The 21453-nt window shown below is 41.7% G+C and carries 24 protein-coding genes and 2 pseudogenes; 12 read left to right on the forward strand and 14 right to left on the reverse strand.

What is annotated here, in order from left to right:
- Nucleotides 1–54: 54 nt before the first annotated feature.
- From FZ941_RS09185 to hisS, 3 genes are all read right to left on the reverse strand, one after another.
- The gene (locus FZ941_RS09185) at nt 55–714 is read right to left on the reverse strand and encodes a DUF6572 domain-containing protein (protein ID WP_148887659.1); all 660 of its coding nucleotides are present in this window, start codon (nt 712–714) and stop codon (nt 55–57) included.
- A 106-nt stretch (nt 715–820) separates the two neighbouring features.
- Nucleotides 821–1690, reverse strand: coding sequence for a hypothetical protein (locus tag FZ941_RS09190; RefSeq protein WP_111694601.1), 870 nt, complete (start codon nt 1688–1690; stop codon nt 821–823).
- A gap of 144 nt (nt 1691–1834) precedes the next feature.
- Nucleotides 1835–3115: a histidine--tRNA ligase gene (gene hisS / locus FZ941_RS09195; protein WP_148887660.1), complete on the reverse strand. Its 1281-nt coding sequence runs from the start codon at nt 3113–3115 to the stop codon at nt 1835–1837.
- Nucleotides 3116–3299: 184 nt separating this feature from the next.
- Here hisS and FZ941_RS09200 point away from each other — a divergent pair, with 184 nt between their 5' ends.
- A complete protein-coding gene (locus FZ941_RS09200; protein WP_148887661.1) occupies nt 3300–3641 on the forward strand; it encodes a metal-sulfur cluster assembly factor in 342 nt (113 codons plus the stop codon).
- Nucleotides 3642–3710: 69 nt separating this feature from the next.
- Here FZ941_RS09200 and ilvD read toward each other — a convergent pair whose 3' ends face one another.
- Nucleotides 3711–5432 (reverse strand): dihydroxy-acid dehydratase, encoded by a 1722-nt coding sequence (gene ilvD, locus FZ941_RS09205; protein ID WP_371259085.1) that lies wholly within the window; start codon nt 5430–5432, stop codon nt 3711–3713.
- A 251-nt stretch (nt 5433–5683) separates the two neighbouring features.
- On the opposite strand from ilvD, the gene rpmF reads away from it, so the two are divergent.
- Nucleotides 5684–5866, forward strand: a complete 183-nt coding sequence (rpmF, locus tag FZ941_RS09210) for a 50S ribosomal protein L32 (protein ID WP_000290416.1) — start codon at nt 5684–5686, stop codon at nt 5864–5866.
- Between the two features lie 15 nt (nt 5867–5881).
- On the forward strand, nt 5882–6031 hold the full coding sequence (gene rpmG / locus FZ941_RS09215; RefSeq protein WP_001265622.1) for a 50S ribosomal protein L33: 150 nt from the start codon (nt 5882–5884) through the stop codon (nt 6029–6031).
- Nucleotides 6032–6109: 78 nt separating this feature from the next.
- On the opposite strand, the gene FZ941_RS10820 is transcribed toward rpmG, so the two are convergent.
- Complete coding sequence (locus tag FZ941_RS10820; RefSeq protein WP_002892741.1) at nt 6110–6295, reverse strand: hypothetical protein; 186 nt, start codon at nt 6293–6295, stop codon at nt 6110–6112.
- Between the two features lie 28 nt (nt 6296–6323).
- On the opposite strand from FZ941_RS10820, the gene FZ941_RS09225 reads away from it, so the two are divergent.
- From FZ941_RS09225 to FZ941_RS10825, 3 genes and pseudogenes are all read left to right on the forward strand, one after another.
- Nucleotides 6324–6938, forward strand: a complete 615-nt coding sequence (locus FZ941_RS09225) for a CadD family cadmium resistance transporter (protein ID WP_002911684.1) — start codon at nt 6324–6326, stop codon at nt 6936–6938.
- Nucleotides 6939–6949: 11 nt separating this feature from the next.
- Complete coding sequence (gene cadX, locus FZ941_RS09230; RefSeq protein ID WP_000711078.1) at nt 6950–7288, forward strand: Cd(II)/Zn(II)-sensing metalloregulatory transcriptional regulator CadX; 339 nt, start codon at nt 6950–6952, stop codon at nt 7286–7288.
- A gap of 50 nt (nt 7289–7338) precedes the next feature.
- Nucleotides 7339–7428 (forward strand): annotated as a pseudogene (locus FZ941_RS10825) (XRE family transcriptional regulator); the annotation flags it as partial.
- Between the two features lie 463 nt (nt 7429–7891).
- On the opposite strand, the gene FZ941_RS09245 reads toward FZ941_RS10825, so the two are convergent.
- Together FZ941_RS09245 and FZ941_RS10670 are read right to left on the reverse strand one after the other, a co-directional pair.
- On the reverse strand, nt 7892–8509 hold the full coding sequence (locus tag FZ941_RS09245; protein ID WP_148887662.1) for an SAP domain-containing protein: 618 nt from the start codon (nt 8507–8509) through the stop codon (nt 7892–7894).
- A gap of 81 nt (nt 8510–8590) precedes the next feature.
- A pseudogene (locus FZ941_RS10670) lies at nt 8591–8799 on the reverse strand (DNA alkylation repair protein); the annotation flags it as partial.
- 268 nt (nt 8800–9067) lie between these two features.
- On the opposite strand from FZ941_RS10670, the gene FZ941_RS09255 reads away from it, so the two are divergent.
- On the forward strand, nt 9068–11827 hold the full coding sequence (locus tag FZ941_RS09255) for a hypothetical protein (RefSeq protein ID WP_262366295.1): 2760 nt from the start codon (nt 9068–9070) through the stop codon (nt 11825–11827).
- 40 nt (nt 11828–11867) lie between these two features.
- Nucleotides 11868–13040 (forward strand): family 1 glycosylhydrolase, encoded by a 1173-nt coding sequence (locus tag FZ941_RS09260; protein WP_148887664.1) that lies wholly within the window; start codon nt 11868–11870, stop codon nt 13038–13040.
- A gap of 99 nt (nt 13041–13139) precedes the next feature.
- Here FZ941_RS09260 and FZ941_RS09265 read toward each other — a convergent pair whose 3' ends face one another.
- The 4 genes from FZ941_RS09265 to FZ941_RS09280 all read right to left on the reverse strand — a co-directional run bounded on the left by FZ941_RS09265 (nt 13140) and on the right by FZ941_RS09280 (nt 15626).
- On the reverse strand, nt 13140–13787 hold the full coding sequence (locus FZ941_RS09265) for a nucleoside triphosphate pyrophosphatase (RefSeq protein WP_148887665.1): 648 nt from the start codon (nt 13785–13787) through the stop codon (nt 13140–13142).
- A complete protein-coding gene (locus FZ941_RS09270) occupies nt 13784–14011 on the reverse strand; it encodes a helix-turn-helix transcriptional regulator (protein WP_148887666.1) in 228 nt (75 codons plus the stop codon). The genes FZ941_RS09265 and FZ941_RS09270 overlap by 4 nt, the downstream gene beginning before the upstream one ends.
- Nucleotides 14012–14013: 2 nt before the next feature.
- Entirely contained in the window at nt 14014–14616 is a 603-nt protein-coding gene (locus tag FZ941_RS09275; protein ID WP_148887667.1) for a DUF3796 domain-containing protein, read from the reverse strand.
- A gap of 149 nt (nt 14617–14765) precedes the next feature.
- Complete coding sequence (locus tag FZ941_RS09280; RefSeq protein WP_148887668.1) at nt 14766–15626, reverse strand: cation diffusion facilitator family transporter; 861 nt, start codon at nt 15624–15626, stop codon at nt 14766–14768.
- Between the two features lie 169 nt (nt 15627–15795).
- On the opposite strand from FZ941_RS09280, the gene FZ941_RS09285 reads away from it, so the two are divergent.
- The 4 genes from FZ941_RS09285 to FZ941_RS09300 all read left to right on the forward strand — a co-directional run bounded on the left by FZ941_RS09285 (nt 15796) and on the right by FZ941_RS09300 (nt 19403).
- A complete protein-coding gene (locus tag FZ941_RS09285; protein ID WP_148887669.1) occupies nt 15796–16317 on the forward strand; it encodes a TetR/AcrR family transcriptional regulator in 522 nt (173 codons plus the stop codon).
- Between the two features lie 76 nt (nt 16318–16393).
- Nucleotides 16394–17566, forward strand: a complete 1173-nt coding sequence (locus FZ941_RS09290) for an MFS transporter (RefSeq protein WP_148887670.1) — start codon at nt 16394–16396, stop codon at nt 17564–17566.
- A 232-nt stretch (nt 17567–17798) separates the two neighbouring features.
- A complete protein-coding gene (locus tag FZ941_RS09295; protein ID WP_187418418.1) occupies nt 17799–18545 on the forward strand; it encodes a DeoR/GlpR family DNA-binding transcription regulator in 747 nt (248 codons plus the stop codon).
- A 30-nt stretch (nt 18546–18575) separates the two neighbouring features.
- Entirely contained in the window at nt 18576–19403 is an 828-nt protein-coding gene (locus FZ941_RS09300) for a Cof-type HAD-IIB family hydrolase (RefSeq protein ID WP_148887672.1), read from the forward strand.
- Nucleotides 19404–19433: 30 nt separating this feature from the next.
- Here FZ941_RS09300 and FZ941_RS09305 read toward each other — a convergent pair whose 3' ends face one another.
- The 3 genes from FZ941_RS09305 to dltC are packed head-to-tail and all read right to left on the reverse strand — an operon-like array spanning nt 19434 to nt 21441.
- Entirely contained in the window at nt 19434–19913 is a 480-nt protein-coding gene (locus FZ941_RS09305; protein ID WP_148887673.1) for a GNAT family N-acetyltransferase, read from the reverse strand.
- A gap of 24 nt (nt 19914–19937) precedes the next feature.
- The gene (dltD, locus tag FZ941_RS09310; RefSeq protein WP_148887674.1) at nt 19938–21209 is read right to left on the reverse strand and encodes a D-alanyl-lipoteichoic acid biosynthesis protein DltD; all 1272 of its coding nucleotides are present in this window, start codon (nt 21207–21209) and stop codon (nt 19938–19940) included.
- The gene (gene dltC / locus FZ941_RS09315; RefSeq protein WP_005591431.1) at nt 21202–21441 is read right to left on the reverse strand and encodes a D-alanine--poly(phosphoribitol) ligase subunit DltC; all 240 of its coding nucleotides are present in this window, start codon (nt 21439–21441) and stop codon (nt 21202–21204) included. Before dltC ends, dltD begins: the two co-directional genes overlap by 8 nt.
- Nucleotides 21442–21453 lie beyond the last annotated feature (12 nt).

Consider the following 21453-nt stretch of genomic DNA (forward strand, 5'->3'; position numbering starts at 1 on the left):
CAAAGGCTTTTGAAGATTAGAAAAGAGAAGACAAACGCCTTCTCTTTTTCTAACTTACTCTGGCAATTCTACCTTCAAACTCATATCTGTAGGCTGCAACACCTTCTGAACCGCAGCGAGAAAGGCTAGGCCATTATCAGATGGAGAATACTGGAAGGTGATATGGATGACTTTTTTAGCAAAGCTATCGCCATATCGCTCCACATACTGCTTGCTTTCAAAGAAATAAATATAGTTGTTGAGTTTTTCCTGCAGAATTTCCAGATGGACTGCTTCTATCTCTTCCTCCCAGCCAACTGGATCCACCAGAAGAAGCTCTAAATGATTATCAACTGTACCAATAGCGTCAAGTTCGCTAGGTTCCAGTTCTGAAACAATGGCTTTGGTGACAATTTGTCTAAATTCCTCTGCTGTAAAAAGACGACGAGTATTTCCTGGGTTTTTTAAAATAAAAGAAGGATGATTTTCGATGAAGATCTTACCAGACTCATCTTGTGTATATTGTTTTTTAGATTTCCAAAAACCATATTGCGCATAATTCATCAACTCTTTGCCAGTATGTTCTCCCGACATATAGCTATCTGCAGCTTCTTTGGGAATTTCTCTAATCACTTCTGGGCAGGTAATATTAAAAGTTGGATAACGCAAGAAAAACTTATCGCCATCTCGACAGATTTCCAACATGTCTTTTTTGCTTAAATAAATTGTTTTCATTCATATCCTCCGTCAATTCAAGCTATTTGAAAAAATAAAAGTCTGAGACAAAAAGCCCCAGACCTGTTATCTATATAAATGAGATCCTAAATCTTATTTCAAACTATTAGATCTTTGATTTATCGGAAGATGAAGAGGAGCTTGAGTCAGATTTAGAGCCAGAATCTGTTGATTTGTTTCCTTTACGGGTTTCCGCACCATTTGCTGAATACTCATTTACAAAAATTGATTTACGCAATTCAATAAAGTTTTCGTCATTGAGAATATAGCGACCCTCTTTTGTCTTCGTTAACTCCATTGTAAACTCACGTGGCGCAATGTAGCCAAAGTCTTCATTCATACGGTCAAAAGCATAGTAGAAGAGGAAGTTATTTACCAAAGCCAAACGCTTCTCAAGATCTGGATCCGTTGAGTCTTCCAAGGCTTTTACATCTTCAACCCCATTTTCAAACAAACTAGCTTTGGTCATATTGATTAAATTGGCCAAATCACGTGTTGCAATCGCACGGCTCTTAAATGTTACAGTTGCAGTTTCTCCATCATCTTCAACTTTAGTAATTTCAAAATTATCGCCAACCGTAGCTAAGACTTTAAAACGTGCTTGGTCAAATAACTCCAAGATTTTTGATGGAGGGAATTTTTCTGTTTTTAAGTCAAGCGTGTAGTTTTCTTCTGGCGTATATTTAGACAGATTTTCATCAACGTAAGACTGAGTAATACCTTTCTTCCATTTGTCAACAGACGTTCCCATCAAGGTTGTGAAACCTGAAGAATGATCTGTAAAGACTGCACGCAAGATAATATCTGCGTCTTTTTCAATCCGCTTTTCATTGGTTTCTTTTTCTGATGTAGAAGATGAAGATTGCTCTGTCTTCACGTTTTCAGCGTTCTTCTTCTGTGGTTTTGGCAGGGCCGAACATGCTCCCAGCAAAAGAATACAAGCAGGCAATACGCCAAATTTCATCAATTTTTTCATTTTTTCTCCTTTATTTATGTAAGAGTATAACCATTATACCAAAATATTATCAATTTGTTACAGTATTTGCTCGTCGCGTAATAAAAATGTAATATTTTGAGATTCCTTAAAGAGCTAGAAATTTAAGAAAGGGCAAGTTTTTCTCTAACAACCTAATTTTTCGAGAACAGCCTGATAGTTTTCCTGGACTTGATCCAGTCCAACCAGCACTTCTTGACGAGTCGCATTATTCTTCACAGTGACTTGGCCGCTTTCGATTTCACTTTCACCTAAAGTAATGATGGTCTTGGCTCTGAAAGCATCTGCTGACTTGAATTGTGCCTTAAGCTTGCGGTCCAAATAGTCTCGATCGGCCGCAAATCCTTGATTCCGAAGGGCTTGCACCAATTCCAAAGCGCTGCGATTGGCAGCCTCACCTAGAACGGCAATATAGGCATCCAAGCCTGTCTCAAATGGCAAAGCTGCTCCCTGTTTTTCTAAAATCAAGAGGAGACGTTCCATTCCCATACCAAAACCAAAGGCAGGGGTTTCTGGCCCACCAAAGTAGTCAACCAAGCCATCATAACGGCCACCCGCACAGATAGTTAGTTCGCTGCCTGCCACATCAGTCGTAAACTCAAAAATCGTGTGATTGTAGTAGTCCAGTCCGCGCACCATATTGGTGTTAATGACATAAGGAACCCCTAAAGACTCTAGCATTGAGCGGACAGCCGCAAAATGCTCCTGGCTCTCCTCGTCCAGAAAGTCCAAAATCGAAGGAGCCTGCGCAACGGCTGCCTTATCTTCTTTTTCCTTCGAATCCAGCACCCGCAGCGGATTTTCCTCCAAACGACGCTGACTATCCTTAGAAAGACTCTCTTTCAGCGGAGTCAAATAATCAATCAAGGCCTGACGGTAGGCAGCTCGACTCGCTGCATTGCCCAAACTATTCAGTTGCAGCGTCACCTGTCCAATCCCAATTTCCTTGAAAAACTGAGCCGCCATAGCAATCGTTTCTGCATCTGTCGCTGGATTTTCAGAGCCGAAGCACTCCACCCCGATTTGGTGAAATTCGCGCAAGCGACCAGCCTGAGGCCGCTCATAGCGGAACATAGAGCCCATATAATAAAGCTTAACTGGCTTTTGAACTTCTGGTGCAAAAAGCTTGTTTTCCACATAAGAACGAACGACTGGCGCAGTTCCTTCTGGTCGCAAGGTGATATGACGGTCCCCTTTATCGTAGAAATCATACATTTCCTTGGTCACGATGTCTGTCGTATCTCCAACAGAGCGACTGATGACCTCATAGTGCTCAAAAATCGGTGTCCGAATTTCCGCATAGTTGTATTTTTTAAACGTCTTACGAGCAAACTCCTCCAGATATTGCCATTTAGCAGATTCCTGAGGGAGGATATCCTGAGTTCCTTTAGGTTTTTGTAATTTCATTTTCTAATCCTCTGCAACTATATAATATCTATTATTTTACCATAAATCAGATTTTTTGAGGAGTTAGAGCAGAAAAATTCCCTCCAAGAGACTAAATCCGTTTTCATTCGCCAGAATTTCTTGAAAAATTGTCAGAATTGTGAGAAAATAAGACCACCATTCTATAGAGAAAGAAGGACTGAAGATGAGAGACGATATCAAAATCAATGACCGAGCAGCAGCTATCCAAGAAGAATTAATTAAGAAACTCGAAACGATTTACGATCCAGAAGTCGAGCTCGATGTCTACAATCTCGGGCTCATCTATGAAATCCACCTTGACGAGACTGGCCACTGCAAGATTGTCATGACCTTCACAGACACAGCCTGCGACTGTACCGAGACCGTTCCCATTGAAATCGTCGAGTCCCTTAAGCAAATCGAGGGCATCGAAACTGTCTCCGTTGAAGTCACTTGGTCGCCCGCGTGGAAAATCACTCGTATCAGTCGCTTTGGACGGATTGCGCTAGGGATTAGTCCTAGATAAGAAGATAGAAATTCATCCAAATTAATAAACCCGCTAGAAAAACTAGCGGGTTCTTTTGTCATATATAGGCTATTTTTTACCTGTTTCTTCTGGTTTCCAGAAATCGGTAACAGCACCTTTAGCGGCAGAGGATACCATGTGAGCATATTTACCAAGTACACCGCGGCTATAAAGCGGTGGAATGGTTGTTTCTGCTTTGCGTTTTTCAAGTTCTTCTTCAGAAACTGCCATGGAAATTTCCTTGGTATCTTGGTCAACCGTGACCATATCGCCTGTGCGAAGGTAGGCAATCGGGCCACCATCCTGAGCTTCCGGAGCTATATGTCCGACAACGAGACCGTAGGTACCACCTGAGAAGCGGCCGTCTGTCAAGAGGGCTACCTTATCTCCTTGGCCTTTCCCTACGATGATAGAAGAAAGTGACAGCATTTCTGGCATACCAGGGCCACCCTTTGGACCAACGTAGCGAACCACGACTACATCGCCATCGACTACTTCATCGGCCAGCACTGCATCAATAGCAGCTTCTTCTGAGTCAAAGACCTTAGCAGGCCCGACGTGACGGCGCACTTTAACACCTGATACCTTGGCAACAGCGCCGTCTGGAGCTAGATTACCATGCAGGATAATCAATGGACCGTCCGCACGTTTTGGATTTTCAAGCGGCATAATGACCTTCTGACCTGGCGTCAAGTCAGCAAAATCAGCCAAGTTTTCAGCCACCGTCTTACCTGTACAAGTGATGCGATCACCGTGCAAGAAGCCGTTAGCCAAAAGATATTTCATAACGGCAGGCACACCACCGACATTGTATAGGTCTTGGAAGACATACTGGCCGGATGGTTTCAAATCCGCCAAATGCGGCACGCGCTCTTGAATGACATTGAAATCATCCAAGGTCAGCTCCACATTAGCCGCATGGGCAATGGCCAACAAGTGCAGAGTAGCATTGGTAGAGCCGCCCAAAGCCATGGTCACTGTGATCGCATCTTCGAAGGCTTCGCGAGTCAGAATATCAGACGGCTTAAGCCCCATTTCCAGCATTCGGACAACAGCTCGGCCAGCTTCCACGATATCATCCTTCTTATCTTGAGATTCCGCTGGGTGAGAAGAAGACCCTGGCAAACTCATACCTAGAACTTCAATAGCTGTCGCCATAGTATTAGCCGTGTACATACCGCCACAACCACCAGGGCCAGGGCAGGCATTACACTCGATGCGGCGTACTTCCTCAGCAGTCAAATCGCCATGGTTCCACTTACCGATTCCTTCAAAGACAGAAACCAAGTCAATGTCTTTCCCGTCAAGATTTCCCGGTGCAATGGTTCCTCCATAAGCGAAAATAGCTGGAATATCCATGTTAGCGATGGCGATCATGGAGCCAGGCATATTCTTATCACAGCCCCCGATAGCGACGAAGGCATCCACATTATGTCCCCCCATGGCAGCTTCGATAGAGTCCGCGATGATATCACGAGATGTCAAAGAGAAGCGCATACCCGGTGTCCCCATGGCAATCCCGTCTGCTACGGTAATCGTACCAAACTGAACAGGCCAAGCACCTTGTTCTTTTACTCCTTCTTTGGCTAATTTCCCAAAATCATGCAGGTGAATATTACAAGGCGTATTTTCAGCCCAAGTCGAAATCACTCCGACAATCGGAGTCTCAAAGTCCTTGTCCGTCATCCCTGTCGCACGAAGCATGGCGCGGTTAGGAGATTTGACCATACTGTCATAAATCTTACTTCTGTGGCGTGTATCTAGCTTATCTGTCATGTCTTTCCCTTTCATTGCAGTTATCTTTGTGCTTTATTATACCACACTTAGGCTCTGTTGGATAGAAGAAAATTTTTAAATTTTCAGAATATTGGAATAATAATCTAAAAAACAGGCGCAACTGCTAAAAAGCTTTGCTATGTCAAAAAGAAAATCAAAAATTTCTGTCAAGTAACTTTACTTTACAAAAAAGTTTTGTTATACTGTTAAAGTTGATGAAAATCATGAGATTGCATCGAATTACATTCTAAAAGGAGAAACAAACAATGGCAGTACCTGCACGTCGCACTTCAAAAGCGAAGAAAAACAAACGTCGTACACACTACAAAGTAACAGCTCCATCTGTAAACTTTGACGAAACTACTGGAGATTACTCACGTTCTCACCGCGTATCACTTAAAGGATACTACAAAGGACGTAAAATCGCTAAAGCTGCAGCAGCTGAATAATAGAAGGGAGATACCATGCGCGTAAATATCACACTTGAACACAAAGAATCTGGTGAACGCTTGTACCTTACTTCTAAAAACAAACGTAACACTCCAGACCGTCTTCAATTGAAGAAATACTCACCAAAACTTCGCAAACACGTTGTGTTTACAGAGGTTAAGTAAGGGTTTCAGTACACGTCAATAGACGTCAAAATATTGATTTTAAGTAATTTTTGATTTTTTGAAACTCATTATATCGCACTACAAATCAATAAAAACTCTACCTTTTACTCTACCTTTTTTAGATAAATATATCATCTGAATATTGAAGTTAAGCCCTGCTATCATTTCGATGGCAGGGCTTTTTAATATTTGGTACACTAACTTCTTATCTATATTTTGGTGGATTTTAAGTTGACATCTACAAAGTTTAATGTTAGAATACATTCAAAAATATATTTGAATGAGGTGTTTTATGATTCAAAATATTGTTACTTCAATAATCCTGTATTCTGGGACAGCCGTAGACTTACTTATTATCCTAATGTTATTTTTTGCCAAAAGAAAAAGCAGAAAGGACATCATTAACATCTATTTAGGACAATTTCTAGGCTCTGTTAGTCTAATATTCCTAAGTTTGCTTTTTGCATTTGTCTTAAATTATATTCCTAGTAAAGAGATTTTAGGTTTACTCGGTTTGATTCCAATTTTCCTAGGCCTCAAAGTTTTGCTTTTAGGAGATTCTGATGGAGAAGCTATTGCAAAAGATGGTTTGCGAAAAGACAATAAAAACCTGATTTTTCTAGTCGCTATGATTACTTTTGCAAGTTGTGGCGCTGACAATATTGGTGTCTTTGTCCCATATTTTACCACCTTAAATTTAGCGAATTTAATAGTGACTTTACTTACTTTTCTAGTCATGATTTATCTCTTGGTTTTTTCTGCCCAAAAATTAGCACAAGTCCCTTCTGTTGGAGAAACTTTGGAAAAATATAGCAGATGGTTTATTGCCGTTGTCTATTTAGGATTGGGGATGTATATCCTGATTGAAAACAACAGCTTTGACATGCTATGGGCTGTGTTAGGCTAGGAGAAAAAATTATGAAAAAAGATAGTATCTGTCAAGTGGATGTTATAAATCAACAAAATGTTACAACCGCAACGAACTACCTTGAAAAGGAAAAAGTCCAAAAATCACTTCGCATTTTATCAAAATTTACCGATAATAAACAGATAAATATCATCTTTTATCTCCTTGCCGTCGAAGAACTATGTGTCTGCGATATAGCCTGTTTATTAAATCTCAGTATGGCATCTGCCTCCCACCATCTTCGTAAACTAGCCAATCAAAACATCTTAGACACTAGAAGAGAGGGGAAAATTATATATTATTTTATAAAAGATGAGGAAATCAGAGATTTTTTTAATCAACTAGGATAACAACTATTTTTACTACTTTATACTTTTCCATGATTATAGGGGGATTATATATGAAATTTTTTGAAGAAAATTATTCACAAGAAATACCTACTCGTATCAAAAATTTAAGAAAAAAATACAATATTACACAAAGCGAACTATGATGACACGACAAACGCGTAAAGAGAAAAGTTCCAATAAATTTTTGAAATACAAAAGATTTGAAAGATTAATTCCATATTTTTCTGAAAGACGCTTTAAGCTGATTCCTTGTTTCCTTAGTTCATAGATTTGAACTTTATCTTCATAACGCAATTTCATTATAAAATACCCCAATGTTAGATTTTTTCTGTCCAACTTTTCGGGGTCAGTACATTTCAAGCGCTTTTCCTTTTTCTTGAATTCAGTACATCGCAATATAAATCAATCGAATCACTACCTTTTTCACTACCCTTATTTGAAATGAGAATATCGATTCGGACAATCAAAAGTAAGAGGAACTTCATTACGAGGCTCCTCTTTTTTCTATGCTCGCTCCAACATCTATTTTATTATTGTATTATAATAAGATAGCATGTAAATTGATGGATTTGGTTTTATTCAGCTCGACAAGCTGTAATCTGTTTACTTACGATATTCCTCTACTTTAGATTCATACTTTTTTAAAAGTTCCCGTGAGTAAACTTTTTCATGTATCGAGTTTCTAACTTCTTTCCAGAGAATAGCTGCAACTTTTAACCTATTAGAATAACAATCGCTCAATTCATCTAAACAAAAGTCTTTTAGAAACTGATTCCATTGGCAAGCCGAACTATCATACTTGGCATAATCTGACTCACCATAATATATTTTAATCATATCTTGAATAGTGAATGTTATATCTTTATCCCTTTTTACTTTTCGCCAAGCCGTTGCCATATCAGCACTAAATTTAAAGGGACTAATGCCTGTTACAGCTGAGAAATAATCTCGAAATTTTTGGTTAAAAGAAAAACCGCAGTTAAGTAGCGGAGTCTCCAAGGTTATCACTTCAACTTGACTCTTGTTTCCTTTACTCAAAAATTTTTCTATTTTATTTCCCTTAAAATACTGTTCGATAATATAGTTTAATTCTTGCTTCGTACATCTATACTCTAATCCAAGGGACTTACAAATTTGTGAAAGTTCTTCTCGATACCAGTAGTATCTATTAAATTCTTCAAATGATTTTATATCTCCAAAATCAGGTCTTTTTTCTTCCATATGCACACCTTAATACATTCAAATTTGTCAGACAATCAATTTACTTGCTAACTTGTAAACCCGTCTTATCTCTTTACTTTTTCATTTTAAGCTATCAAGCTCAATTAAGCAACTCTGGAAATTTCTTACTAATATCCCTTAAAGCATTTCCAACCGCTTTTCTCACATATTCGCTTGCATCTTCTTTTAAGTTTGCAATCTTTCAATAGCTTCATTCGGATTTCCTTAAACTATGATCTACTCGTCTATATTCTTAACCCCTCTATGACTGCTCTCCTTGTATTAGGATTGAATAACCGGAATACAATCATAACTGCTCATATTATAGCATTATTTCGAAGATATTATTTCTATCGACTTCGAATCCTTCAAAAAGAGAGGAAAAAATGGATAAAATTCGGAGAAAAACTCTTATAAAATTCCAAGAAAACCCTTACTTTTGAAAATCTTCATTTTAATGCAATAAACTTTGACAGATGCTCTACTAGCCTTTATAATAGTATTATTACTAAAATTAGGGAGAGTATGTCCATGCCAAATAATGAAGAGAACAAAGGTATGTTTCGTAATTTTTTAGGTGGCTTTAAGCGTCTTATAAAAGGAGAAGAGGACGAATCATCCACTTCTGCGGTTCATAACAATGAAGGAAGTAACTCACAAGTCAATGTGAACCCAGAAGATAGAGAAAATTTCCTCATTGAGAAAGCTTTGGAGTCGATCCAATACTACGACCGCTTGGATGTTATGAATATTGGTGGAGAAGAAGTAGACGAATCTCCAGCTGTAGAAAGTGAAGCTAGTCTGGAGCAGGAAAAAATGGCAGCGAAAAGCCATGCAGCTAGCACGACAGAATCTGCTGAGACAAGCACTTTTTCAGATTCTATGAAAAAGAGGGGCTTGAAGAGCACTGCTGATTCAATATCTCTATCATTAAGTATAGAAAGTAAAAAGGCCTCTCGTAGTTTGGAAGTAACCGAATCACAGACACACAGTTTGGAAGTTGGGCAATCTGATAGCAAAGAAACGGATACTTCTGCTAGCTTGTCAATTGCACAAAGTCATGCCTTCGAGCAATCAATCCTTGAAGAAAATAGAGCGTCGCTTAGCTTATCAATTTTTGAGTCAGTATCTCAAAGCATGGCCGCTGAAGAGTCTCTCAGTGCGGACAACGAAGCATCGCTGAGCTTATCTGCTGCTGAGTCTGTGGCTCAAAGCATTGCCATCCAAGAATCAATCAGCACGGAAACGGAAGCATCTACCAGCTTATCTGCTGCTGAGTCTGTGGCGCAAAGCATTGCTATCCAAGAATCGATCAGTGCAGAAATCGAAGCGTCTAAGAGTTTATCCGTGGCGGAGTCTATTTCTCAGAGCGTTGCCATCCAAGAATCGATTAGTACGGAATTGGAAGCATCTACCAGCTTATCTATCGCTGAATCTGTGTCTCAAAGTATCGCGATTCAGGAATCCATTAGCGCAGAATTGGAAACATCGCTGAGCTTATCCGTGGCTGAATCTTTATCTCAAAGCATTGCTATCCAAGAATCCATCAGCGCAGAAAACGAGGCATCACTGAGCTTGTCCGTGGCGGAATCTGTTTCGCAAAGTATCGCGATCCAAGAATCAATCAGCGCAGAAATCGAAGCGTCTACTAGCTTGTCCGTAGCGGAATCTGCTTCGCAAAGCATTGCTATCCAAGAATCTATCAGTGCAGAAATCGAAGCATCTACTAGTCTGTCGGTAGCCGAGTCTGTTTCTCAGAGCATTGCTATCCAAGAATCTATCAGTGCAGAAATCGAAGCGTCTACTAGCTTGTCCGTAGCGGAATCTGTTTCGCAAAGCATTGCTATCCAAGAATCAATCAGTGCGGAATTGGAAGCATCTCTTAGCCTGTCCGTAGCTGAGTCTATTTCTCAAAGTATTGCTATCCAAGAATCGATCAGCGCGGAATTGGAAGCCTCTACTAGCCTATCTGTAGCAGAGTCAGTTTCGCAAAGCATTGCAGTCCAAGAATCGATCAGCGCTGAAAGCGAAGCATCTACTAGTCTGTCGATAGCTGAATCTGTTTCTCAAAGTATCGCAATCCAAGAATCAATCAGTGCAGAAATCGAAGCGTCTAACAGCTTGTCTGTAGCCGAGTCTATTTCTCAGAGCCTTGCCATCCAGGAATCTATTAGTGCAGAAGTCGAAGCGTCTGCTAGCCTGTCTGTAGCGGAATCTGTGTCGCAAAGCATTGCGATCCAAGAATCGATCAGCGCGGAATTGGAAGCATCTACTAGCCTATCTGTAGCAGAGTCAGTTTCGCAAAGCATTGCAGTCCAAGAATCCATCAGCGCAGAAATCGAAGCATCTACCAGCTTGTCTGTAGAGAAATCCCAAGTCTTAGATAGAGCTATTGAACAGTCTATTATGACGGAAAACGAAGTGTCTACGAGCTTATCTATCGTAGAGTCTGAAGCACTAAGTAAAGCGATCGAGTTATCAATTAGTGCAGAAAATGAAGCGTCTATCAGCCTATCTGTAGCGGAATCTGAAGCCTTAAGTCGGGCAATTGAACAGTCTATCAGTGCTGAAAACCAGGCATCGCTAAGCTTATCTATTACAGAAAATGAAATACAAAGTATCGCTATTGAACAATCTATCAGCCTAGAAAATGAAGTGTCTTCTAATCTATCTATGGCAGAAGCTGAAGCGAAAAGCGTGGCCATTGAGCAATCTATCAGCTTAGAAAAAGAAGCATCTACGAGCCTATCTATCGCTGAATCACAATCACAATACACAGCGATAGAACAATCCCGCAACCTGGAACAAGAATATTCATACAGTTTGGCAGCTGCGGAATCTAGAGCCAAAAGAGATACTATTGAGCAATCTACTAGCCTAGAGCAAGAACAGTCATTCAGCTTATCTATTGCAGAATCTAAAGTCCTCAGCAGAGCCGTTGAACAATCAATCAGCGTCGAACGGGATCATTCATTCAGCATCTACCTTGCCCAATCTGAAGCACACAGCATTATTATTGAGCAGTCTATCAGCCTAGAGCAAGAACAGTCACGTAGCCTGTCTATTGCTGAATCACAATCACAAAGCATCGCTATTGAGCAATCAATGAGCGTGGAAAGAGAGCGTTCAATCAGTCTATCTATCGCTGAATCGCAATCACAAAGAATGATTATTGAACAATCAATCAGTGCAGAGAGAGCCCATTCGATCAGTCTGTCTGCTGCCGTATATCAATCGCAAAGCATGGCTTCTGAGTTTACTACTGTCACACAGAATCTATCAACCTTAGCCATGATTACTAAAAGACAGAAAAAATAAGCTCAGAGCAAGCAGCGAATGAATACTGAAAGGAACTAATATGATTAGAAATATTCTATCAAGTAATGGTAAAAGTCTAGGAATCACCGACATCCTGCCCCAGTATGGTGAAGACTATCGTCTCTCTGTCATGGACGGAACAGTTGATTATCGAACAATTCCCCTAGGAGCCTACGATTTGTTCAAACAAGGCTCCAGCAAACAGGATTATCTGGCAGACATTGAAAAAATTAAAACAATGGGCTTCAATACCTACCAGCTATCCTTTTCATGGACTCGCCTCTTCCCAACTGGAGAAGAGCGGAGACCCGATGCTAAGGTCCTTGCTTTCTATGAGTCAATTATCGATGCACTGCTAGAGAATGACATCGAACCAATTGTAAGCTTGTCTCATTTCGATTTCCCGCTTCATTTGTATGAAAAATACGGCGCATGGAAAAGCCGGCAAATGATTGCCATGTACGAAAAGTATTGCGAAGCCGTTTTGACCCACTTTAAAGAAAAAGTCACTTATTGGATTACCTTTAAAGAAATGAGCGCTCTGTCTTATTTGCCATTCTTAGGCGCTGGGCTACACTTTGATAGCACAGAAAACCAAGAGCAACAAATTTGGCTGGCTGCTCACCATCAGCTAATCGCATCCGCAAATGTGGTTAAGCTCGGTCAAACCATCAATCCAACCTTCCAATTTGGTAGCTTGATTACCATCAATAGTGATTCCCACCAAGAAAATCACTCAGCTACCGATGCCTTGGGCCATGAGCTGAACAGACGTAAAAACTACATTTTTACAGATGTGCAGACCAAGGGGCACTATCCAAATCACTTCCTTCGCTACATTGAGCGAAATCAGCTGGATCTGGGCATTACGGAAGAGGATGTCTTCGCCTTAAGAGAAGGAGTCGTGGACTTCATCGCCTTCTCACACTATGCGGCAGAAAATATCCAAGATTTGTTTACCAGCAAATATGTCCGCAAAAATGTAGAAACTTGCCTTGCACAACCTGTCCTTCTTCGGATTGCCATGTCTGAGCTATACGAGCGCTACCACAAGCCTCTGTTGGTCATTGAGACTTGTTCTGAAGTTTCTGACCATCCGCAATTAGCTAAGAACATTCAAGACAACGTTCAAGAAATTATTAAATCCGTTGAGATTGACGGGATTGAGTTACTTGGTTACACACCATTTAGCTGGAGCGATGTAAACATCTAGAATCCAGTCCCAAGTTCAAAACATAGAAAAAATCTCCCTAAGAAAGTGGACAGCCACTTATGGGGAGATTTTTGATGTTTTAGAATAGAAATCAAAGCCTTAATCTTTTCCTTTTCTATCTCTAAAAATCCGATAACTGGTCTCAGCGACAGGCAGGCCGATGATGGTGTGCATATCGCCTGTAATTGAGCGGATAAAGCGAGGATCCAGCTCCTGAAAGCCATAAGCACCTGCCTTATCCAGCGGGCGCTTATCATGCAGATAAGCCTCGATGACAGGCTCTAATTCTGGGTAATAATCTACAAAGTCCACCTGAGCCACGGTGTAAAAAACTTCTAAAAAACCCTGCATACGTAGGCAGACCGAAGTCACTACATGGTGGCTCTTGCCAAAGTAAGAGCGAAACATCCGACTAGCTTCAGCTAAATCCTGTGGTTTATTGTAAATCTGACCATCCACTACGACGATGGTATCAGCTGAAATATAAAGGGTTTCAGCTTCCAAGTCCAAATCGGACTTTGCCTTGGAAATCTCACAACAAATTTTGGCTGCCTTGGTCAGAAAGTTCTGATCATCGATGGTCGCCATGCAATGCTCTTCGATAGCTCGCTCGTCCACTTCTACAGCCTGAATCTCTGAATTCAAAAAACTCAGCAATTCCTTGCGTCTGGGCGACGTAGATAGGAGTACAAAGTGACGAATCCTTCCTTTTTCACCTTCCCTTTGGTAGTCAAAAACCGTCTTCATGATTGTCCTCCTATGTCCTTTAATTGAAAGAGTTCTTCCACCCGCAAATCAAAAACCTGAGCGATTTTTAAAGCCATCTCTAGCGAGGGATTGTAGCGGTTATTTTCCAAGTGCAAGATTGTCTCGCGTCGCATGCCGATGCGGTCAGCCAATTCCTGCTGGGTCATGCCTCTAGTTTCACGGACAGATTTGAGTTTGGTGATAATATTGCTTTCCTTGGCCATCTTCAACCTCTCTTTTCAAATAAAAAGAAGACAAAGCCAAAGAGCAAAACCAAGACACCGGTCATGATGAAAAATATTCCAGCATTGACTGTGATGGAACCTACATTAGCGCTAAGCCCTGCAAGTGCCAATAAAGTTGCTATGCAGATGGCAAACATCAAAGTCGCTGCTTTTGCCAGATTGGCATAAAAGCGCTCGTCTGCTCTCTCCTTGACCTTTTTCAAGGCAAAAAATAAAAGAAAGAGAAACTGGATAGCGAGGAAGCCTCCCAAAGCAATGTGCTTTATAATGGGCGGATTGGTGCTCGGAGTCCACAACCAGATTCCGACAGTATAGATAGAGGTTGCCGTAAGATTCAACAGATTATAAAATTTCATGGTCAGATCATAGACCTGCTTTTCTTGAATCTCTTTCATCTTCTTAGGCCACGGTTTCATGTGAAACCAAGACCAGATGCTTATAAGCTGACCTATACTTACCAAACCGACAATCATCCACTTGGCTGACCAGCTGAGATTGCTGGGAGCAAGGAAAACAGTAAAATCAATAAAGAGAGCCGTGGCAACCATTAAAATGAGGCCACCCATTTTTTGACTTTTTTTCATGATAGACTCCTTTCGTTTGTTAGAAATATTTAACACCCTTTATGTTATAAATATATCACACATAAGAATAAAAGGCAAGTACTTATGTACTGCTTTGGAATTTTTTATTTCCACAAACAAAAACCCCAGAATTTCTCTGGGGAGCTGGCTTATTCTTTACCAATACAATATTCTTGGTGTTCCTGCAAGCTTTCATCGGTCTGAATGGTTACTTTGGCAATGCCATGAGCTAGAAGCTTTTGGCGCAAGCTAGCCTGCGTTTCAGCCAGCAAATTGGGATTTTCCAAACAGATATGAAGCATGGCAAATTTTTCTAAGCCATCCGTCGTCCAGACATTGAGCTGGGTAATAGCTCGCACATTTTCCAATGCTGCTATTTCCTGATAAAGCTGACCGAGGTTCACATCACTGGGCAAATGGTCTAGGAAAATCTGGATATTTTCCCAAAATTTTGGCAGAGCCTGACTGAGAATAAAGCCTGCGATGACCAGAGAAAGCAGCGGATCCAGGAAATACCAATCGGTGAAACGCAAGATGAGAGATACTACGATAACCGCTATCCAGCCCAAAATATCCTCAAGAAAATGCAGGCTGAGAATGGATTCATTATGACTGTGTCCATGGCTAACAACTCGGCTGGCCGCTGTATTGACGACAATGGCGACAATCCCCAAAACTAACATACCATCATAATTCACCCTCTCAGGCGCAAATAATTTAGGAATATTTTCCACGATCACCAAGGTTGATCCGACCAGCAAAATCACCGAGGTCAACAGGGCTCCCAGCAAGCTGTATCGTTTATAACCCAAGGTATATTTTTGGTCTTCTTTTTTTGTGGAAATCTTTTCAAAAAGAGTCGATAGACCAATAGCCAGAGCATCTCCCGAATCATGAATCGCATCCGCTAAGATAGCGCTGGAATTAAAGAGAAGGCCAAAGATAAACTCAATAATAGCAAAAGAAAAGTTTAACAGAAAGGCGATTGTCATATTTTTACTGGATTTCATGCGAACCTCCTTCTTTATTTTCCTAAGTAGACAATACTTATGGTATAATCTAATCAATACCGAACACTATGTTCAATTATATTATCTCCTATTATTAGAAAGGAAACAAGAGCCAGTTCATGTCCTTTGTCTCTTAGCAGACAAAAAGCTCTTTTTGTACGGAATTTCCATGGATAGACGAGTAAAAAAATCACGCGCAGCCATTTACCAAGCCTTTATCAGCCTGCTCAATCAGAAAAGCTACGAAAGCATCACCGTTCAGGAAATCATTGACCTAGCAGATGTGGGACGCTCCACCTTCTATAGCCGCTTTGAAACCAAGGAAACCCTGCTGGAGGAACTCTGCCAAGATCTCTTTCAGCATACCTTTATCGAGCGTTCCGAAGGACGCGATTTATTTGAAGCGACAGCCCATATTTTCCATCACTTTCGGAAAAATCAGGATCGGATAGCCACCCTTCTCTTGGCTAAAAATACTTACTTCATCAACCGCCTGAAAATCGAGCTGGAACACTATCTCTTTCCCATGATTCAGCAGAAATTATTGCAGGAAAAGGACCATCTGCCTGAAGATTTTCTCAAAAATTATGTGACGTCAACTTTTGTGGAGACGGTCAGCTGGTGGCTGCAGCAAAGAAAGCAGATCGACGAAGACACGATTTCCCACTATTTTCTGGACTTGATGAACTAATCTGCAATTTACCTGTTATTTTCAGGAAAGATGTGGTATAATCGTTCCTTGACGCACGAAAGGAGATTGATAACTCATGAAAAAAGAACACTCACCATTTTTAATTCCAGGTATTATCATGATTGGGGTTGCCTTGCGGGCACCTTTTACTGTTTTGCCTGTCGTTTTGACGGACATTGCTGATGGACTTCAGGTTCCAGTCAGTTCTCTGGGTCTCTTGACTAGTCTGCCTTTGATTATGTTTGCCCTCTGCTCAGTCTTTGCTCCGCGCTTGGCGCAAAAGATGAGCTTGGAAAAGCTGTTTGCACTTGTGCTAGTCGTCCTAACTCTAGGCTCGCTGATTCGCGTGTTTAATCTTCCCTTACTCTATACGGGAACTATTATTTTAGGAGCGGCTATTGCTGTCTTAAATGTCCTTCTTCCAAGCCTGATTCAGGCCAATCAGCCACATCGAATCGGATTCTTGACAACCCTTTATATCACATCAATGGGGCTGTCGATTACGATTCTTTCTGCTCTAGCTGTTCCCATCGTTCAAATGAGCTCTTGGCGAGGTCTCATATGGGTGTCGACTCTGATTTGCTTTGTGATTCTCTTGGTTTGGCTGCCCAATGTCAAATATAGCCATCGCTTGGCTAGTAAGCAGCAAGGAAAGCAAGAGCACGGAGCTCTTCTGAAAAATCCAAGAGTCTGGGCCTTGATTTTATTTGGTGGTTTACAGTCACTACTCTTTTATACCAGCATGACTTGGTTGCCAACCTTGGGGCAGCAAGCCGGTCTTTCTACTGATACGACCGGACTACTAGCAGCGGTCTTTTCTCTGATTAGCCTGCCCTTTTCGATGACAATTCCTAGTTTGACAGCCCGCTTGAAAGCTCGTCAACGCCTGGTCATGATTAGCTTGGTTTCCGCAGCAGGTCTGAGTGGTATTGCCATGCTCTTGATTCGGACAGATTCCTTTGCTTACTGGTTGATTCTTAATCTCCTCATTGGCATGTCTGTCAGTGCTCTCTTCCCCTATCTCATGGTGACCTTCTCCCTCAAGACCTCTACGCCTGCGCAAACGGCTCAACTATCTGGACTGGCTCAAACTGGAGGATACATCCTAGCTGCTTTCGGCCCTAGCCTCTTTGGCTACAGCTTTGATTTGTTCCATTCTTGGACACCAGCCATCCTCATCCTCCTCGGTCTGACCGTCATCATGACCATGAGCCTCTTTTACATAGAAAAATTTGATAAGATTCTATAAAACTTCTGATTCTCCATCAGGAGTTTTTTGTTGCCAAGTTTCTTGTAATTTCCGAAATTCGCTTGAAATCATCTTTCCCTCATCTTATCTGTTTGATTCTTTTGATTATAACATAACTTTTAAACGACTTTTTTATATTCGACAAAATAACTTACATTTCATTATAAAAACTTGCATATACTTATAAAATGAATTATAATGAACTTATAAAGTAGCAGAAAGGATGAGAAAGATGTATCAAGAGCAGCGAATTTCAAAGATGCTGGAACTTTTGGAGGACAAAGGGCAGCTGGCGGCCAAGGATATGGTGGATTATTTTCAGGTTTCTAAGGACACTATTCGCCGTGATTTCTCGATTTTGAGCGAGCGAAAACTGGTTCAGCGCACTCATGGCGGGATTATTCCTTTAGAAACTAGTCGGCAAATTCCCTCTTTCAACGACCGTGTCGGCCAACTAAACCAAGAAAAAAAGGCCATTGCTCACAAGGCTCTGGACTTTCTCAAACCCAATCAAGTCAATTTCTTTGATGTATCGACGGTAGTTCTCAAGCTGGCTCAGCAAGTTCAGCAACCGATGACGATTTTTTCTCATTCTTTGGATAATGCCATCATGCTGAGTGGTCAAGAGCAGATTGATTTCCATCTTTTAGGTGGGAAGTTCTATCCGAGAAATCGTTTTTACTACGCTCTCAATGAAGCCGATCTGCTCAGAGAAATTTCTTTTGATCTAGCCTTCATCGGAGCTGCAGGTCTAAAAAATGGCCAAATCAGCTTTGAAGACCAGGAAGATGCCTATCTAAAAAAGCTAGCTCTCAAGCAGGCCAAGACAAAGATTCTGCTGGCCGAGCAGGCCAAAGTTAAGAAAGAGTCAACCTATATTTTAGGAAATATCAGCGATTTTGACTACTGGATTACCGATCAAAAACCTAGCCCTGAGTTAGAAGCTCTTCTGGCTGGGAAAGTCACCATTATTTACTAGTTTCATTTTATAGCTTACGGAGGAAGAACCATGACAAAGCCAGATATTCGTTTGATTATCAGCGACATTGACGGCACAATCCTTAATGACCAACACCAAGTAGATCCGCAACTGAGGGAGCAGATTCCCTTGCTGAACAAAGAAAACATTCCCTTTGTCCTAGCCTCTGCCCGCTCTCCTCTGGGCATGGAGCCAATTGCGCGCAAGCTAGGGCTGGGGGATAACCCACTAGCCTGCTACAACGGTGCTCTGGTCATCAAGGGTGACCCGCAAGATTACGAGACCATTATCGAGCATCCATTGGATAAAAAAGAAATTCGCACTTTTCTGGAACTGGTTAAAACTAAGTTTCCTAGTATTTCCATCAATCTCTACTCTGGTAAAGATTGGATTGCTAATCGTTTAGACAAGTGGGTACAAATTGAAGCCGATATTACAGGTGAGCGACCTCTTATTCAAAATATTCTGCTGCCTGTTCTGGATGTGCTCATCCCAGCTCATAAGTTGCTGTTGATTGATGAGGCAGCCGTCATCCAGGAACTCCATACCTACTTACAAACGATAGATTTTCCAAATACAGCCTTCTACCTGTCCAAGGACAACTATTTGGAAGTCACACATAAAGAGGTGTCAAAAGAGCAGGCTCTTCTGGAAGTGGCCAAACACTATCAGATTCCGCTGGAACAGGTCATGACCATTGGAGACAACTTCAATGACCTTCCGATGCTGAGACTGGCCGGTCTGGGAGTTGCCATGGGCAATGCTCCTGAAGCAGTTAAACTCAAGGCAACAGCCGTCACTAAAAGCAACAACCAGCACGGTGTCGCCAAAGTTATTGAGGAATACGTTTTACTATAATGCAAAAAAATCTGCCCTTGAGCAGATTTTTTATTGATGGTAATCATAGGCAAGGCGAGGGCTGCCATCTGGCAAATAAATCGTACCACACTTGCTAAAACCGTAGCGGCGAATGGCTGCCTGCATCGGATGGTTATCCTCATGCGTATCAATGCGGAGATAGGAAATTTGCTGCAAACAAAAGTCAAAACACTGGTAAGCCAGACCCTTGACTTGTCCATTTGAAGCGATACGGTGGATTGTACCGTAAGGCTCTGAAAAATGCCAAGCACCTTCAATTTCTTGGTAGGTCGGATCTGGTCCGATGATGAACGCAAAGGTTCCAATAACTTGCCCAGCCTCTTCAAAGACATAGCAGTGACCTGCCCGAATATCTTCCTCTACCAGCTGACGATTCGGATAGGAAGCTGGCCACTGACTGGGATTTCCCATAGTCCGCATAAACTCCCTAGCCTGATCAAAAATTGCTAAAATCGCTGGGATATCCTGCATTTCCGCCAAGCGAATCATGTCGCCTCCTTCCAGCCTATTACCTTATTTGACAAATTCCTCGTAGTTCCCCGTGTAATTAGCCCACTCCTTACTGAAGAATTTTTCATTGATCTGATAATTCGGAGCAGGTTGAGGGTTAGAGACAAAAGGATCGACAGCCTTGTCGAAAGCCAGCCAGCCATTCCAACCCATGTGGATCGTGTCCTGCATAAAGTAAGGCTTATCGCCGTCCTTAGAAAAGTCAGCAATATTTGTAAAGCCTTGACTCTCCAGCTGGAACTTAATCTTCTCAACTGTACGCTGGTACATCTCCTCACTCAATCCAGTATAGGCCATCCATTTGGCATTGACTGGTGGAATGACAAAGATGACATTCGTATGGGATTTGGCAAATTGTTCCAAAACTAGCTGAAAATCATTGTACTCAGGAGACTTTTCGTAAGACTGTTTGGATTGGAATCCTTTGAACTTCTTGATTTTTCTAGCCAAACGCTTCTTATAAAAGTCGTTATCGATACCTAAATCATTGTTATTGGTCTGCTTGACAGCATCTGCCGTAGCCAGTTTTTCCAATTCTTCATAAGAGAATTCATCTGGAAGACGGGAAAGCTGAGGTAAAACCTTCGTGTCATAGTTGCCATTATTACCAGCAGCAAACGTGCTGAAAAAAGCATCCTCCCGCTGATAAATACGGCTCATAGTATGGATATACTGCTGCTCAAAAGAAGTCAGTTGGCTTCCATCGGCCACTTTCCTGACAATATCCCCCATAGCAATGTTGGGATAGAGCTGCAAAAGCCGCTGGGCTGCATACTGAGCGCCTACTCCACCATCCTGCCAGCTAAGAAAACCAGCTAGCTGGTCGCTATTGAAATACTGCTGAAAAGCTGCTGCATCATAGCCTTTTTTAGTAAACCATTGCGGAGAAACGACATAGACAGCCGTCTTATTTTCCAGCTCAGAGGTCATCTGCTGCATCCCAAAATATTGGTTGAGCGAAGCCGCCCCCCGCTGCCCTAGAAAATAAGGTCGGTAATTGCGGTCATACTTCTCGGCCAAAACAGCTGGGTGCATGCTGTCAAAGCGCAGCCATTCGCTGGAGCCAAAGTAGGGCACAAAACGGGTATCTTGATCTGTCAGGGCCGTCATTTTTTTGCTACGGCTTTTGAACGTTTCTGCTGTAAGGGTCACAGCTGCCCGCTTCTCTGCTTCCACATCATGCTTTTTCTCAAGCGGATAGAAGAAAAAGAGCAGGGCGACCATGACCAAGGCGCAGAAGACCGGCCCCAGAATCAGCCAGAGTCGTTTAAGCATTACGAAGCTCCGTTACACCTTCAACGATTTTATTGGCTGTATTCCAGTCATCGCGACCAAATTCTGATACTGGCACGCGGATATCAAAACGGTTTTCCAGCTCAACAATCAGCTCTACTGTCCCCATGCTGTCCAAAACGCCAGCATCAAACAAGTCCTCGTCCATCATGTCCGAAACATCTTCCATAAATAATTCGTCAATAATTTCAATTACTTCTGCTTTTACATCCATTATAGTTTCCTC

It is taken from the genome of Streptococcus sp. Marseille-P6264, assembly GCF_902460355.1.
Classification (GTDB): domain Bacteria; phylum Bacillota; class Bacilli; order Lactobacillales; family Streptococcaceae; genus Streptococcus.